The sequence below is a fragment of the Nitratireductor sp. GZWM139 genome (assembly GCF_030068685.1).
Taxonomy (GTDB): Bacteria; Pseudomonadota; Alphaproteobacteria; order Rhizobiales; family Rhizobiaceae; genus Nitratireductor; species Nitratireductor aquimarinus.
On sequence record NZ_JAMQML010000005.1, the window covers coordinates 208,706 to 224,047 of the forward strand.

Sequence of the window (15,342 nt, forward strand, 5' to 3'; positions counted from 1 at the left end):
TTGCGTCAGGCCGCGTAGATTGCACCGGTCAATCGACCACCCGCAGACCAAGAGGCGCATCATGGCATCTTCCCGGCTCACAACCCTCGTCAGCGTGGCGCATCCATGGATGTGCGACACGATGGGGCACATGAATGTGCGCCACTATGCGGCGATGTTCGATGACGCCAGCTTTCAGCTGCTCGGCCATCTGGCCGGCCCCGAGGCCATCGACAACCACGACCTTGGCTGGGCCGATGTGCGCAGCGAGACGGAATACAAGCACGAGACCGAAGCCGGCGCGCTTTTGACGATCCACTCCCATGTGACGCGTCTGGGGCGCTCGTCGGTGAGTTTCGAGCAGGTCATGACCGGCAGCATCGATGGGGTCGTGCGCGCCGTGAACCGCACCACCACGGTGCGCTTCGATCTCAAGGCACGCCGCTCCGCGGAACTCGAAACCGGCCTGCGCGCCCGCGGCGAAGCGCTGCTCGTCGCTTCGGACTGACGCCTCAGCGGTCGTAAACGCGTTCCTCGAACGGGGTTTCGGCGATCAGTGTCTGGAGCCCGGAGATCAACGCCTTCTCCGCCCGGTTCAGAACCTTTTCCGGATTGGTCAGCATGAAGATGTCGATCTGTGGCGGCCGGTCATAGGGCGGCAGACGCCACAGCAGCCCGTCATTGACGTCGCGCCGCGCCACATGCAGCGGCAGCGGGCCGATGCCGAGCCCGGCAAGGATCATGCGCCGCACCTCCTCAAGGCTTGAGGAAACGCCAACCACGCTGCTGTCCAGCTTGGCCTCGCTGCGCAACAGCGCCACCGGACGCAGCGAATCCGAGATGTGGTCCGTATGGAAGGAAACGGAAGTCTCGCCCTTCAGATCGGAAAGCTTCAACCCGTGATGGCCGAACAGCCGGTGTTCAGGGCCGCAGAAGAAGCCGAAGAACTCGCGATAGACCATCGTGTAATCCAGCGCCGGGTCGCGCTGGCTGACAAGGCAGATGCCGAACGAGGCCCGCCGCTCGCGCACCTGCCTGGCCACATCGATGCTCGTTAACACGTTCAGCGTGATGCTGGCGCGCGGATAGTTTTTGTGAAATTCCGCAAGCGCGCGGTCGAACAGCGGCGATTCCACATGGCTTGCGAGCGCGATGGTCACATGCCCCGTCACCTCGTCGCTGATGCCGCGCATCAGGAGCGGCAGCTGCGAGATCGCGCCGAACGCCTCGATGCTCTGCTCGTAGAGGAGCTCGCCCACCTCGGTCAGTTCGAAGCGCGTTGCGTCGCGCTCGACCAGCCGCCGTCCGATGCGATCTTCCAGCCGCTTCAGCGCGTTGCTCACTGAGGGCTGTTTGAGGTTCAGCTGGTCGGCCGCGCCGGTGATGCTCTTCACCTCGGCGATCACCACAAAGGTGCGCAGAAGGTTCCAGTCGAGGTCCCAGACGAGCCTGTCAGTGCGCTGATTCATCATTCACCAAATCTATGATTTCTATTCCCATTATCTATTTGCGTAATGCATTGGCAAACGCAATCATGAACACGAATGACCTGCAAAAAATCAGAACAGCATTCACCCAGAGGAACGGAGGAACCCAATCTCATGACCAAGATTCTGTCTCGCCTGATGGCCGTCTCGCTCGGCCTCGCCGCCTCGTTTGGCGCGTTTTCCGCCGGGGCCAACGAACTGGAAGCGATCAAGGAAGCCGGCGAGATGAAAATCGCCATGTCGGGCCAGTACCCGCCCTTCAACTTCGTCAACGACCAGAACCAGGTGGTTGGCTTCGATGCGTCCATCGGCATGGAAATCGCAAAGCGTCTGGGCGTCGAGGGCGAGATCGTCACCACCGCCTGGGACGGCATCATCGCCGGCCTTCTGGCCAGCAAATACGACACCATCGTCGGCTCCATGACCATCACGCCGGAGCGCGAGAAGGTCGTGGATTTCGTAGGCCCGTACTACCATGCCGGCCGCGCCGTGTTCGTGATGGAAGATTCCGAGGTTCAGGCGCTTGACGATCTGAAGGACAAGACTCTCGGCGTGACGCTCGGCGAGACCCATGAGAAGTGGGCGCGCGAAAAGGGCGGTTGGGACATCCGCACCTACAAGGGCCTGCCCGAGCTGCTGCTTGAGCTGAAGTCCGGCCGCATCGACGCCATTGTCGTCGACAACATCCCCGTGCGCGTGGCCGTGAAGGAAACCGGCGACAAGGTGCGCATGCTCGATACCCCGGACATCGAGGGCGGCGCAGTGGCCATCGGCATCGCCATCCGCAAGAACAGCCCCGAGCTGAAAGCCGCCATGCAGGAAGCGCTCGACGCGATGATGGAAGACGGCACCTACGAGAAGATCTCGATGGAATGGGTCGGCAGCGACATCCGCTGATCCCGCAATGACCATCCGGCCGGCGCGTTCCAGCGCCGGTCGCCCCGCCTGCCCCTTTCCGGAGCTTCCGTATGGATTTCTCCCTGATGGTGCGCGTCTTTCCGTTCTTTCTGGAAGCCGCACTGGTCACCGTTCAGATTTCCGCGCTGGCGCTCGTTCTCGGCCTTGCCGCCGGTTCGCTTGCCGCCGCCGCCAAACTGTCGCGCTCGCGCATCATTCGCACGCTCGGCACGGTCTATGTCAGCATCTTTCGCGGCACGCCCTGCCTGATCCAGCTCTTCATTCTCTATTTCGGCGGTCCGCAGATCGGCATCCATCTCGACGCCTTTGCCGCCGGCGTCATCGGTCTTGGCCTCAACATCGGCGCCTATATGGCTGAATCGATCCGTGGCGCGATCCTCTCCGTGGACAAGGGCCAGACGGAAGCCGCGCGCACCATCGGCTTCGGCCGGGCGCAGACCATGCGCAAGGTGGTGCTGCCGCAGGCCGCCCGTCTGATGATCCGCCCGCTCGGCGTCAACACGGTCGCGCTGGTGAAGGGTTCCGCCCTGGTCTCGACCATCTCCGTGGTGGAACTCACCTATACCGCACAGCGCTTCATCGGCTCCACCTACAAGCCGTTCGAGATCTTCGGCGTCGCCGCCCTTCTGTACATGATCATCGTTTATGCCGTTGCGCGTGTCGTCGACCTGCTCGACCGCCGCTACGCGCTGAGCTGAGGGAGCGACCCATGCAAGGTTTGGATTTCAGCGTTGTCACTCCCTATCTCGGCCTCCTGTGGATGGGTGTCTGGTGGACCATCGTTCTCACCGTCACATCGTCCATACTGAGCTTCTTCAGCGGCATTCTGTTTGCCGTCGCCGTGCTCTACGCCCCGGCGGTCATCGCCTATCCCGTGCGCTTCTTCATGTGGCTGTTCATGGGCACGCCGCTGCTCCTGCAGCTCTTCCTGATCTATTTCGGCCTCGTGCAGATCGGCATCGACATTCCCGCACTTGGCGCCGGCATTATCGGTCTTGGCCTGCACTTCGCCGTCTACAATGCGGACATTCTGCGCGCCGGCATCACCGCTGTCGATCCGGGGCAGTCCGAGGGCGCGCGCAGCATCGGCTTCGGCCGCTGGCAGACGCTGCGCTACGTCGTCATCCCGCAGGCCGTGCGCAACACCGCGCCGCCCATCGGCAACAACATGATCGCCCTCTTGAAGGAATCCTCGCTGGTCTCGGTCATCGGCATCGCCGAACTGGTCCACGCCGCCCAGCTCGCCATCAGCGAAACCTTCCGTCCGTTCGAATTCTACATCACGGCCGCCGCGCTCTACTACATCCTGAACCTCGTTCTGGAAGCGGGCCTGCGGCAGGTCGAAAAGAAAGTGGAGGTCTCTCGATGAGCACCCGCAACCCCATGGTCGAGGTCAAGGACGCCCGCAAGGCCTATGGCTCCTTCGAGGTTCTGAAAGGCATCGACCTTTCCGTCGAGCGCGGCCAGATCGTCGCCATCATCGGCCCCAGCGGCTCCGGCAAGAGCACGCTCCTGCGTTCCATCAACCACCTTGAAACGCTCAATGGCGGCGAGGTCTGGCTCGATGGCGTTCAGGTCAACCAGCCGCTCACCGGACGCGCCTTCGAGCGCCACATCAATGCGGTGCGCCAGCAGATGGGCATGGTGTTCCAGCACTTCAACCTGTTCCCGCACCTCACCGTGCACGACAACATCGCCATGGGTCCGGTCATCCTCAAGGGGATGAGCAAGGCCGCAGCGCGCGAACTCACGCTGGAGCTTCTTTCCAAGGTCGGCCTCGCCGACAAGATCGACGCCTATCCTTCCCGCCTGTCGGGCGGCCAGAAGCAGCGCGTGGCCATCGCCCGCGCGCTGGCCATGCAGCCCAAGGTGATGCTCTTCGACGAAGCCACCTCCGCGCTCGATCCCGAGCTGGTCGACGAGGTGAACATGGTGATGAAGCAGCTCGCCGCCGAGCACATGACCATGCTGATCGTCACCCATGAAATGCGCTTTGCCGGCGAGGTCGCCGACCGCGTCCTGTTCATGGATGGCGGCGTCGTGGTGGAGGAAGGCCCGCCCGGCGAGATCTTCACCGCCCCCAAGCAGGAGCGCACCCGCTCCTTCCTCAAGAAGTATCTTGCCGCCTGAGACCATGCATATCATCGAAACCGAATTCCCCGATTTCGGGCTGACGCCGGAACAACGCCGCGAGGCGGTTCTGGGCCACTATTACGAAATTCCCGGCATGGATGGCGCACGCGGCGAAATCTGGTGCTACACCGACGCCTATGCCTATCCGCCCGGCGCGACGGTCAATCTGCATGTCAGCGCGACCGCTTCCCGATACCGGCTGGAGATCGTGCGCGACGGAGCGACCGAAACCCCTGTCCTGTCGCAGGACGGCCTTGCCGCCGCCTGGCAGGACACGCCCGACCAGTGCTCCGTCATCGGTTGCGGCTGGTCCGTCTCCCACGCGTTCCGCATCGGTGAGGACTGGCCGTCGGGCGCTTATCGCATCACGCTGACGGCAGAGGGCCGCGACGGCAACCCCGTCACCTGCCACCATGTGTTCATCGTGCGCCCGCTTGCCGGTCGCAAGCCCGGCCGCGTTCTGCAGGTCGCCGCCACCGGCACCTGGACGGCCTACAACACCTGGGGCGGCTCCAACCACTATCAGGGCATCACCGGCCCCGGACGCAATCAGTATGCGCCCATGGTCAGCACCGAGCGCCCGTTCTGCCGTGGCTTCGCAGTTCTGCCGGAGAGTGCGCCACGCGTGCCGCTGGAGATCTACACCCCGCCGGCTGCACCCCCGCGCTATCCGCACATGGAATGGGCCTATGCCAATGGCTATTCCAAGAAATACGCCTCCGCAGGCTGGGCGAGCTATGACAGCCATTTCTTCCGCTGGGCGGAACGCGCCGGCTACGCGGTCGACCTGGCGAGCCAGCACGAGCTGCACTTCACGCCGGAAATCCTCGACGGCTATGACTGCGTGGTCTTCGTCGGCCATGACGAATACTGGACATGGGAAATGCGCGACGCTGTCGACAACTATGTCGAGAATGGCGGCAGGGCGGCCCGTTTCGCCGGCAACTTCATGTGGCAGACGCGGCTTGAAGACGATGGCAAGAAGCAGGTCTGCTACAAATACCGCGCCCGCGCGGAAGACCCGGTCTACCAGTCGAAAGACAAACGCCGCACCTCCGGCTGCTGGGAAGCTGAAGAGACCGGACGGCCAGCCGCAGGGACATTCGGCCTCAACGCCCTGCGCGGCCTTTATGTGGGCTGGGGTGGCTGCGCGCCGCGCGGCGTGCGCGGGTTCCCCGTCTACCGGCCCGAGCACTGGGCCTTCGCCGGAACCGGCATCTATTACGGCGACCTGCTGGGCGCGGATGGTCACGCCTTCGGCTATGAAGTGGACGGGCTCGACTATGTGATCCGCGGCGGTCTGCCGGAACCGACGGAGGATTCCGGCGCGCCCGAAGGGCTCGAAATCCTGGCGCTCGGCATGTCCTCCCTCAAGGAGGAGAGCGCCGACATTCCCGCCGACGACCAGTTTCTCTCCGACGCCGACGCAAAATTCGTCGCCGAAACGCTGGTCGGCAACCAGTCCGACGAGGCCGTGAACCGCATCAAGCGCGGCTCGGGCATGATCGTCAATTTCCCGCGCGGCCGTGGCGAGGTGTTCCACGCCGGAAGCTGCGAATGGGTAGCCGCGCTGAAACGCGGTGACGCGATGGTCGAACGCGTCACATCGAATGTCCTCGACCGTTACCTCTCCCGCTGAGCGAGACACGCCATGCAGAATGAAACTTCGACACAACGCCCCCCGTCTCACCTCTTCTACCAGTCGCGCCTGCGCCGGCCGCTGGTGGACCGCGCCGAGGGCATCTATCTGTGGGATCAGGAAGGCCGCCGCATGATCGACGGGTCGAGCGGCGCAATGGTCGTCAATATCGGCCACGGCAACCGCAACGTGCTCGACGCGATGAAGCGCCAGATGGACCGCGTGACCTTCGCCTATCGCCTTCATTTCGAGAACGAGCCGGCGGAAGACCTGGCCCGTATGGCGGCGGAGCGCCTGCCGGAAGGCATGGACCGCATCTTCTTCGTTTCCGGTGGTTCCGAAGCGGTGGAATCCTGCATCAAGCTTGCCCGCCAGTGGGCGCTTGCCGTGGGCCAGAGCGAACGCTGGAAAGTGATCTCGCGCTTCCCCTCCTATCATGGCGGAACGCTGGGCGCGCTTGGCGTGACCGGCTATGCGGCGCTCAGCGACCCGTTCTCGCCGATGATGCGCGAGATGCCGAAAATCCCGGCTCCCACCGCCTATCTCGACCGTGACAATCTCACGATGGAGCAGCGCGGCATCAAATATGCCGACATGCTGGAGGAGAAGATTCTGGCCGAAGGCCCGGAAAGCGTGCTCGCCTTCATCATGGAGCCCATCGGCGGCGCTTCGACCGGCGCGCTGGTTGCGCCGGACAGCTATTTCCCGCGCATCCGCGAGATCTGCGACCGTTACGGCATTCTCCTCATCCATGACGAGGTGATGAGCGGCGTGGGGCGCACGGGCAAATTCCTCGGTGGCGACCACTGGAACTGCAAGCCGGACCTGATCGCCCTCTCCAAGGGCTTTGCCTCCGGCTATTGTCCGCTTGGCGCGATGGCCGCTCCCTCCCGCCTCGTGAAGCCTGTTCTCGATGCCGGCGGTTTCCAGCACGGTTTCACCTATGCGGGCAATCCGCTCGCCTGCGCGGCCGGTGTCGCGGTGCTAAACGAGATCGACCGTCTCGGCCTGATCGACAATGCAGCCCGGATGGGCGAGGTGCTGAAGGGCGAGCTTGAACGCCTCTCCGAGCGCTTCCCCTTCATTGGCGACGTGCGCGGCAAGGGGCTTCTGCTCGCTGCCGAATTCGTCTCCGACCGGGAAACGATGAAGCCCCTGCCCAAGGAGCTCAACGCGCATCAGCGCATGGTCGACATGGCCTATGAGCGCGGGCTCATCATCTATTCCAGGCGCACCCGCGGCGGGGTCGAGGGCGATCACTTCCTCGTCTGCCCGCCCATGATCGTCACACGCGAAGAAATCGGGTCCATCACGGCCATTCTGGGCGACACGCTCGAGGCACTGGCCGCCGAACTCGATCTTCCTGTCAACCGCTGAGCTGCACCATGACCAAAGACACAAAGACCGATGGCATGAAGAAAAAGCCGAACCGCAAGGTCGTCGTGACCTGCGCGGTCACCGGCTCCGTGCACACGCCCTCCATGTCGCCTCACCTGCCGATCACGCCTGACCAGATCGCCTCCGAGGCCATCGCGGCGGCAGAGGCCGGCGCGTCGATCCTGCATCTGCATGCCCGCGATCCCGAGGATGGCCGTCCCTCCGCCGATCCGGCGCTGTTCATGCAGTTTCTCCCGCGCATCAAGCAGTCAACCGATGCGGTGGTGAACATCTCCACCGGCGGCTCCTCGCTGATGAAGCTGGAAGACCGCATCGCCGCAGCCCTGCGCGCCGAGCCCGAAATGTGCTCGCTCAACATGGGCTCGATGAATTTCGGCCTCTTTCCGGCGCTGGAAAAGAAGACCGACTGGCAGCACGAATGGGAGCCGCAGCTTCTTGAGGCAACGCGCAGCTCCATCTTCCAGAACACTTTCGCCGACATGGAGAACATCCTGACCCGGCTCGGACAGGGCTGCGGCACGCGGTTCGAGTTCGAGTGCTACGATGTCGGCCACCTCTATTCGCTGGCCTATTTCCGCGATCGCGGGCTGGTCTCCGGTCACCTCTTCATCCAGTTCGTGTTCGGCGTTCTGGGCGGCATTGGCCCGGACCCGGAGAACCTCACGCATATGAAGCGCATTGCCGACAAGCTTTTCGGCGACGATTACAGCTTCTCGGTTCTGGCGGCCGGCCGGCACCAGATGCCGATGATCACCATGTCGGCAGCCATGGGCGGCAATGTGCGTGTCGGGCTGGAAGACAGCCTTTACAATGGACGCGGCGAACTGGCGCGCTCCAATGCGGACCAGGTAAAACGCATCCGAACCGTTCTGGAGGCCCTCTCGCTGGAGATCGCCTCTCCTGCCGAGGCGCGCGATCTGCTGGGCCTCAAGGGAGGCGACCGGGTCGCATTCTAGAGCAAGTGAGAACGCCCCGGGGAAGATCCCATGCCGAACCACGCCGTTGCCGATACCGGCTTCTCGATCCGCCCCGCGACGGCGGATGACGCGCAGACCATCCACCGCGCCATCATGGATCTTGCCGCCTATCTGGGCGAGCAGGACCGCGCGGTCTCGCAGGTGGAGGATTTCCGCCGCTTCGGCTTCGGGCCGGAGGCCGCCTTCTCCTGCCTGATCGCAGAGACCGACGGGGCGTTTGCAGGCCTCAGCCTCTTCTTCCCCGTGTTCTCCACCTGGCTCGGCAAACCCGGCGTCTACGTGCAGGATCTCTACGTCTCGCCAGCGGCGCGCGGGCGCGGCGTAGGCGAGGCCCTGCTGGCCGCCACGGCGGCCTGGTCGCAGGCGCGCGGCGGAGCCTATCTGCGGCTTTCGGTCGATGCCGAAAACCGCAACGCAAAAGCATTCTACGCCCGGCTGGGCATTGGCTGGAACGAAAACGAGCACGCGCATGCCGCCTATGCGGCGACATTCGAGGCGCTGGCCAGCCGACAGACAAGACAGGAGTGATGATGAAAGCCTTCTACGCCGTAGAGCAGAAACAGCACAATCCGAAAGCCTTCCTCTCCAGCGGTGCGCCGCAGCCGAACCCGGAACAGCCCGAGCGGACCGAGCGTCTTCTTCTGGGCGCGAAGGCCGCCGGCTGCGCCATCGAACGCCCCCGCGAGCATGGGCGCGGTCCCATCGCAGCCATCCATACGCCGGAATATCTGGACTTTCTGGAGCACATCTACACGCGCTGGCAGCGCATCGAGGGCGCATCCGAAGAGGTGATCCCGAACATTCACCCGCTTGGCCGCAATGGCCGCTACCCGGCTTCTGCCGTGGGACAGGCCGGCTACCACATGGCCGACACCGCCTGCCCCATCTCGGCCGAGACCTGGGACAGCGCCTGCTGGAGCGCGTGGAGTGCTGTGGAAGCCGCCGAAGCCGTGATGAGCGGTGCGCCCGCCGCCTATGCGCTTTCGCGCCCGCCCGGCCACCACGCCTTTGCCGATGCCGCCGGCGGCTTCTGCTTCTTCAACAATTCGGCAATCGCCGCGCAGCATCTTCGCAAACAGGCTGCCCGCGTCGCCATTCTCGATGTCGACCTGCACCACGGCAATGGCACACAGGGCATTTTCTATGCCCGGCCCGACGTGCTCACCGTCTCCATCCATGCCGACCCGGTGCGCTTCTACCCCTTCTTCTGGGGACACGCCGACGAGCGTGGCGAAGGACCGGGCCTTGGCTACAATCTCAACCTGCCGCTGCCGCGCAAATCGGGTGATGAAGCCTTTCTGGAAGCGCTTCAGCCTGCCTTCCGTCGCATCCGCGCCTTTGCGCCGGACGCGCTGGTCGTGGCGCTCGGCCTTGATGCATTCGAGGGCGACCCCTTCGGCGGACTGTCCGTCAGCACGCCGGGCTTCGCCCGCATGGCGGAGGCGATCTCCAGCCTCGGCCTGCCGAGCGTGATCGTGCAGGAAGGCGGCTATCTGTGTGACGCGCTGTCAGACAATCTGACTTCGTTCCTCACGGGCTACGCCTCCTGATCGCCTGATCGGGCGAGGCGGCGTTTCTCCAGAAACACTGCCTCGCCTCTAAAGGCTTTCGAGCACCGTCTTCATCTGCCGGATTTTCTCCACCGAGGTCCGGCGCTCGGTCTGCGGCGCAAAGCCGAATGCGGCGAGCCGCGCATCGGTGGGCACAGAGATTCCACAAGACGCATGAAACGCGCTTATGCCCGTCCGCTCGGAAATCGCGACGGCATTCTCGGGAGCGACACCGGACCCGACCATGATTTCGATGCGCTCGCCGGCATGCGCCTGCATGTCTTTGAGTGCCGAGAGCCCGTCAATGGCCGTCAATGCGCCGCCTGACGTGAGAATTCTCTCAAAACCAAGCGCAATGGCGGTGTCGATCGCCGCCAGCCGGTCTTCCACCGTGTCGATCACGCGGTGCAGGGTGCGCCCCATGCCCTCGCTGGCCGCGCAGAGCACCGAAAGCACGGCTTCGTCGAGAAGGCCGTCAGCGGTGGCCGCCCCCAGAACCACGCCGGCAAGGCCCGCATCCCGCGCCGCCGCAATGTCATCCACCATCAGCGCAACCTCACGCGCGCCAAAGCAGAAATCGCCCTGGCGCGGCCGGATCATGGCATAGGCCGGCACGCCGCACCCTGCCGCCGCCCGCATCAGGCCAAGCGATGGCGTCAGCCCGCCAAGCGGCAGGGCCGAGCACAGTTCGATCCTGTCCGCCCCGCCTTCGACACAGGTTTCCACGCCTTCAAGCGTGTCCACGCAAACCTCAAGCGTTGCCCGCATTGTGTGCCTCCCTTGCAAAGATTGCAGCGCCCACCAGCGCCTTTTCCGCGCCGCCCTGAACCGGGACAAGCAGCCGTTCGCTACGCTCGATCAGGCAGCGCTGACGCACCTCTCTATCAAGTGCTTCAATGAGTGTTTCATCCTGCGCCAGCCCGCCGCTGACCGGGATGATGGACGGATCGACCATGTTGACGATGTTGGCCAGCGCGCCGCCGACAATGTCGAGAAAGACATCGACGGTGCGTGTCGCCCATTCCTCGCCGGCATGCCATTGCGCAAGGATCGTCACGCTGTCGCTCTCGATGCCATGCAGGTGCCGGTGCAGCCGCTCGATGCCGCGCGCAGCCCCCAGCGTGTCGACACAGCCCACTTGGCCGCAGCCGCATTCAATCGCCGGCAAAACGGTGCCCGTGCGCATGGCGCTGGCCGGGCCGTGCCCCCATTCGCCCGCATTGCCGGTCGCGCCCGTCATCACCCGGCCATCGATCACCACCGCGCCGCCAATGCCCGTTCCGATGATTGCGGCGAGCACCTGCCGGTGTCCGACGCCCACGCCCGTCTGCGCTTCGGCTAGCGCAAAAGCGTTTGCATCGTTGATGACATAGACCGGGCGCGAGAGTGTTTCGCGCAGATCTGCGGCCACATTGCGACCGGTGATGCAGGGAATGTTGGCGCTGCGCGCAAGCCCGGTCACGGGATCGATCACCGCCGCGATGGAGATGCCCACCGGCGCATCGCCCTCGCCTGCCATCGCCTTCACCGTTTCGCGAAAAGCGTCGTAATCGCGCGCGGGCGTCGCCTGCCTGCCGCGAATGACGGGCCTGTTGTCCGATCCCGTGTCGGCAACGATGGCCTTGGACCCGCCGATGTCAAAACAACATATCATTTCAATTCTTTCGTGTTTGATGGCATAAGGCCGCGAAGGCCAGAACATTACAAGAAGACCGGAAGAATCCATGCCCGAAGACAAACCCGCGCGACGCAAAAGGCCGACGATTGCCGATGTCGCAAAGCGGGCGGGCGTGGCGCCGGCGATTGTCTCCCGTGCGCTCTCGCCGGAGCGCCGTCCGGTCTCGCGCGAGAAGCGCGAGCGTGTTCTGAAGGCCGCCGCGGAGCTTGGCTACAACCAGAACCCGCTGGCGCGCGGCCTGGCCACCAATTCGCTCGACATGGTGGCGGTCATCGTCAACCACATCACCGATCTTTCCGATCTCGACCTGTTCGACCCGCTGCTCGAAGCGATCCAGGCGCTCGGCAAGCAGGCCGTCATCATCCGTGTCGGCAACACCGAGAAGATCGAGGATTTTCTGCGCAACAGCGCCGCGTTTCACGTTCATGCAGCGCTCGTCTTTTCCGACTTCGCCGACGCTGAAGGCGTGCGCACGCTGTTCCACAGCGACAATGTTCTGATGCTCAACGGGCGCTTCGACGCCAAGTCCGCCTACATCACCATCGACGAGGCGGCGGGCATTCGCGAGGCCGTGACGCGCGCGCTGGAAAGCGGGGCGAAAACCGGCGCGCTGGTCACCGGCCGTCAGACCTCGCTCATCGAGCAGGCCCGCATTCAGGCCTATCGCGACATCTGCGCCGGGGCAGGTCTCGATCTCGTTCAGGAGCTGCAGGGCGACTATTCCTATGCGTCGGGGCTTGCCCTTGCCGGCCGCATCGACGGCGCTAGCCTTCCCGATGCTATTTTCTGCACCTCGGACGCCATGGCCATGGGCATGATGGACGGGCTGAGGGCGCGTGATCTTCTGCCGCCGCGCGACTATCGTCTTTACGGGTTCGACGCCGTGGTGAACGCCAATTTCAACGCCTTCGACATTTCCTCGATCGGCTTTGACAAGGCGGAACTGATCCATGGCATTTCGATGTTTCTGAAGGATCCCGCCGGCTATCGCGACCATCCGGAAGTGCATGAACTGCGCACCCGTTTCGTCGAGCGCAGCACCGGCTGACAAACCGACATTCGATCAATGAGAATGCCCGCCGGCAAGATTGCTCGCCAGCGGGCCGTTCGGGTTTACCAGAGCGGGTTCAGCTCCGGCGGGTTGGCGTCTTCGCCCCACCACTTCTTGTAGTTTGCCTCATAGGCGCCGGACTGGATGTAGTCCGAGACGAACATGTCGAGCCAGCGCACGAAATCCGGATCGCCCTTGGCGACCGCAATGCCGATCGGATCGTTGGAATAGAGACCCGGCACCGTGACCAGACCTTCTTCCTGTGCTGCGAGATAGTCGAGCATGGAGGAATCCTCGATGCCGGCGTCAACGCGCTTCTGGCGCAGCAGCAGAACGCCATCCGGCGAGAACGTGTCGGTGTAGACCAGCTCCGCACCCGGCACTTCACGCTTCAGGAAGGCTTCGCCCGTGGTGCCGCGCCCCACGACGACGCGCTTGCCGTCGAGATCGGCGAGGGTCTTGATCCCTGCATCGGTCTGGGCAATCACGCGCAGGCCGGCGCGGTTGTAGGGGATCGAGAAGCTCACCGCCTTGGCGCGGGGCAGCGTTGCAGACGTGTTTGCGACCACGATGTCGAGCTGGCCGGAAACCAGCATCGAAACGCGCGCATCGCCCGAAACGTCGGTGAACTCCACCGGCACGCCGATCTTCTCGGCAAGCAGGGTGGCCACGTCCACGTCGTAGCCGACGGGGTTGTTCTTGTCGTCGCGGAAGCCGATGGGCTCGCCGCCCAGCGACACGCCGATGCGCACCTTGCCGCGCTCGATGATGTCATCCAGCATGCCGGCTGCCGCCGGTCCGGCGAGCGCGGCACAGGCCGCCAGCGCCACGATGGTCTTCTTCACGAGAGATTTCATTGAACTCCTCCTTCTTAAATCAGATCGGTTGCGATTGCCGCTTTTCCGGAGCGGCCATGGAAGGCTCCCAGAACCAGTAGGCAACGGTGCCCTGGCCATGGAGATTGACGACACGGTGATTGCCGTGCGTGTCGAGCGCGTGGATCACCACTTCGCCGATGAAACCGGTGTCGAGCGCGAGCAGATCGTCGGCTGCACTCTGGATCGCGTCGTCGAGAGACAGACCGCATTTCATGCCGTGCACGATTGCGTGCGCCGTCGCCGAACGCATGGTCATCTCGCCGGTATGCGTGCACGCCGCCGCGCCATAGCGGCTGTCGGCGTAAAAGCCTGCGCCGGGGATCGGGCTGTCGCCCACGCGGCCCGGATATTTCCACGCCCAGCCCGAAGTCGAGGTGACGGTCGCAATCCCGCCGGTCTGGTCCTGCCCCAGAAACACGGTCGTGTCGCGCACCCGCTCGGGGTCGGTGATCGCGCCCAGAAGCCCCGCCAGCGGGGTGTCGGGGAAAGCGCCCTTCTGTTCCTCGGTCATCAGGCCGTCGAGCTTTTCCCACCAGACGCGCTTGCTGTCCGGATAGAGCATGTCGTCAGGCGTGAAACCGATTTCATCTGCAAACCTGCGAGCGCCCTCTCCGGTCAGCATCACATGGGGCAGCCGGCGCATCACCTCGCAGGCGAGCGCGGCCACATGCAGCGTGCGCGGAACGGCGGCCACCGTGCCCACGGCGCGGGTCGTTCCGTCCATCACGCCGGCGTCGCATTCCATCACGCCCAGCATGTTGGGCCAGCCGCCATAGCCGACGCTGCGCACCTTCGGATCGGCCTCCACGAAGCCGATGCCGCGCACCAGCGCATCCACGGCGGATTTCCCGTTCTTCAGGTCGGTAATGGATTCGGAAAATCCGGCTTCGGCCTCGCAATTGGCAAGAAGTATCACGCGTCAGTCTTTCTTCATCTTGGTCAGGAACTGGCGGATGCGCGGCACGGCAAAGCCGCCATCCTCCGCAAAGAAACGTTCGGTGGGCATGTCGACGATGAGCTCGCCCTGCTCCAGAAAAACGATGCGGCTGGAAATGCGCCGCGCAAACTCGACCTCGTGGGTCACGAACAGCATCGTCGTGCCGCCGCGCGCAAGCTCGGCCAGAATGTCCAGAACCTCGCCCGTCATCTCCGGATCGAGCGCGCTCGTCACCTCGTCCAGCAGCAGGTAACGCGGGTCCATCGCAAGCGCCCGGCAGATGCCCACGCGCTGACGCTGGCCGCCCGACAGGCGCTGCGGATAGGCCGTTGCGAGATCGGCGAGCCCCACCAGCTTCAGGAGTTCGCGCGCCCGCGCCTCGGCTTCCGCGCGCGGCTTCTTCAAAACGTTGATCGGCGCCAGCGTGATGTTCTCCAGCGCCGTCATGTGCGGGTAGAGATTGAACAGCTGGAACACCGTCGCCGAGCGCCGCCGCGCCGCCGCGAGCCCCGCCTTGGTGGACACATCATTGCCATCGACGGTGATCCGCCCGCCAGAGAGGGCCTCCAGCCCGTTGATGCAGCGGATCAGCGTCGACTTGCCCGAACCGCTCGAGCCCAGAATGGTCACCACCTCGCCCGGCTCGATGGTCAGGTTGATGCGCTTCAGGACCGTCGTTTCGCCAAAGCGCTTTTCGACGTTTTCAATGACAATCAT

At 64.1% G+C, this 15,342-nt stretch carries 17 protein-coding genes; 11 read left to right on the plus strand and 6 right to left on the minus strand.

The annotated features are described in order from the left end of the window. Window positions 1–61 precede the first annotated feature (61 nt). Window positions 62–487 (plus strand): acyl-CoA thioesterase, encoded by a 426-nt coding sequence (locus tag NDI72_RS08275; RefSeq protein WP_206544598.1) that lies wholly within the window; start codon window positions 62–64, stop codon window positions 485–487. Between the two features lie 4 nt (window positions 488–491). Here NDI72_RS08275 and NDI72_RS08280 read toward each other — a convergent pair whose 3' ends face one another. Continuing rightward, window positions 492–1,451, minus strand: a complete 960-nt coding sequence (locus NDI72_RS08280) for a LysR family transcriptional regulator (RefSeq protein WP_206544597.1) — start codon at window positions 1,449–1,451, stop codon at window positions 492–494. Between the two features lie 153 nt (window positions 1,452–1,604). Here NDI72_RS08280 and NDI72_RS08285 point away from each other — a divergent pair, with 153 nt between their 5' ends. The 9 genes from NDI72_RS08285 to NDI72_RS08325 all read left to right on the plus strand — a co-directional run bounded on the left by NDI72_RS08285 (window position 1,605) and on the right by NDI72_RS08325 (window position 10,081). Further along, a complete protein-coding gene (locus NDI72_RS08285) occupies window positions 1,605–2,363 on the plus strand; it encodes an ABC transporter substrate-binding protein (RefSeq protein ID WP_502888383.1) in 759 nt (252 codons plus the stop codon). A gap of 71 nt (window positions 2,364–2,434) precedes the next feature. Then, a complete protein-coding gene (locus NDI72_RS08290) occupies window positions 2,435–3,082 on the plus strand; it encodes an amino acid ABC transporter permease (protein ID WP_283800186.1) in 648 nt (215 codons plus the stop codon). Window positions 3,083–3,093: 11 nt separating this feature from the next. Next, window positions 3,094–3,753: an amino acid ABC transporter permease gene (locus NDI72_RS08295; protein ID WP_065815904.1), complete on the plus strand. Its 660-nt coding sequence runs from the start codon at window positions 3,094–3,096 to the stop codon at window positions 3,751–3,753. After that, window positions 3,750–4,514: an amino acid ABC transporter ATP-binding protein gene (locus tag NDI72_RS08300; protein ID WP_281431869.1), complete on the plus strand. Its 765-nt coding sequence runs from the start codon at window positions 3,750–3,752 to the stop codon at window positions 4,512–4,514. Before NDI72_RS08295 ends, NDI72_RS08300 begins: the two co-directional genes overlap by 4 nt. 4 nt (window positions 4,515–4,518) lie before the next feature. Further along, complete coding sequence (locus NDI72_RS08305) at window positions 4,519–6,156, plus strand: N,N-dimethylformamidase beta subunit family domain-containing protein (RefSeq protein ID WP_283800189.1); 1,638 nt, start codon at window positions 4,519–4,521, stop codon at window positions 6,154–6,156. Window positions 6,157–6,168: 12 nt separating this feature from the next. Continuing rightward, a complete protein-coding gene (locus NDI72_RS08310; protein WP_206544594.1) occupies window positions 6,169–7,533 on the plus strand; it encodes an aminotransferase family protein in 1,365 nt (454 codons plus the stop codon). 8 nt (window positions 7,534–7,541) lie between these two features. Continuing rightward, entirely contained in the window at window positions 7,542–8,510 is a 969-nt protein-coding gene (kce, locus tag NDI72_RS08315) for a 3,5-dioxohexanoate:acetyl-CoA acetone transferase (RefSeq protein WP_162742241.1), read from the plus strand. 30 nt (window positions 8,511–8,540) lie between these two features. Further along, window positions 8,541–9,059, plus strand: coding sequence for a GNAT family N-acetyltransferase (locus tag NDI72_RS08320; protein WP_283800192.1), 519 nt, complete (start codon window positions 8,541–8,543; stop codon window positions 9,057–9,059). 2 nt (window positions 9,060–9,061) lie between these two features. After that, entirely contained in the window at window positions 9,062–10,081 is a 1,020-nt protein-coding gene (locus NDI72_RS08325) for a histone deacetylase family protein (protein ID WP_113156166.1), read from the plus strand. 48 nt (window positions 10,082–10,129) lie between these two features. Here NDI72_RS08325 and NDI72_RS08330 read toward each other — a convergent pair whose 3' ends face one another. Both NDI72_RS08330 and NDI72_RS08335 read right to left on the minus strand, forming a co-directional pair. Continuing rightward, window positions 10,130–10,849 (minus strand): copper homeostasis protein CutC, encoded by a 720-nt coding sequence (locus NDI72_RS08330; RefSeq protein ID WP_283800194.1) that lies wholly within the window; start codon window positions 10,847–10,849, stop codon window positions 10,130–10,132. Next, the gene (locus NDI72_RS08335; protein ID WP_283800196.1) at window positions 10,833–11,735 is read right to left on the minus strand and encodes an ROK family protein; all 903 of its coding nucleotides are present in this window, start codon (window positions 11,733–11,735) and stop codon (window positions 10,833–10,835) included. The genes NDI72_RS08330 and NDI72_RS08335 overlap by 17 nt, the downstream gene beginning before the upstream one ends. A gap of 70 nt (window positions 11,736–11,805) precedes the next feature. Between NDI72_RS08335 and NDI72_RS08340 the strand changes: the two genes are divergently transcribed. Further along, entirely contained in the window at window positions 11,806–12,807 is a 1,002-nt protein-coding gene (locus NDI72_RS08340) for a LacI family DNA-binding transcriptional regulator (protein WP_206993942.1), read from the plus strand. Between the two features lie 65 nt (window positions 12,808–12,872). On the opposite strand, the gene NDI72_RS08345 is transcribed toward NDI72_RS08340, so the two are convergent. Genes NDI72_RS08345 through NDI72_RS08355 form a run of 3 tightly spaced genes read right to left on the minus strand, consistent with a single transcriptional unit; the run spans window position 12,873 to window position 15,342 of the window. After that, window positions 12,873–13,667 (minus strand): transporter substrate-binding domain-containing protein, encoded by a 795-nt coding sequence (locus NDI72_RS08345; RefSeq protein WP_113154146.1) that lies wholly within the window; start codon window positions 13,665–13,667, stop codon window positions 12,873–12,875. 19 nt (window positions 13,668–13,686) lie between these two features. After that, complete coding sequence (locus NDI72_RS08350; RefSeq protein ID WP_283800198.1) at window positions 13,687–14,604, minus strand: isoaspartyl peptidase/L-asparaginase; 918 nt, start codon at window positions 14,602–14,604, stop codon at window positions 13,687–13,689. Between the two features lie 3 nt (window positions 14,605–14,607). After that, window positions 14,608–15,342 (minus strand): amino acid ABC transporter ATP-binding protein, encoded by a 735-nt coding sequence (locus NDI72_RS08355; RefSeq protein ID WP_206544587.1) that lies wholly within the window; start codon window positions 15,340–15,342, stop codon window positions 14,608–14,610.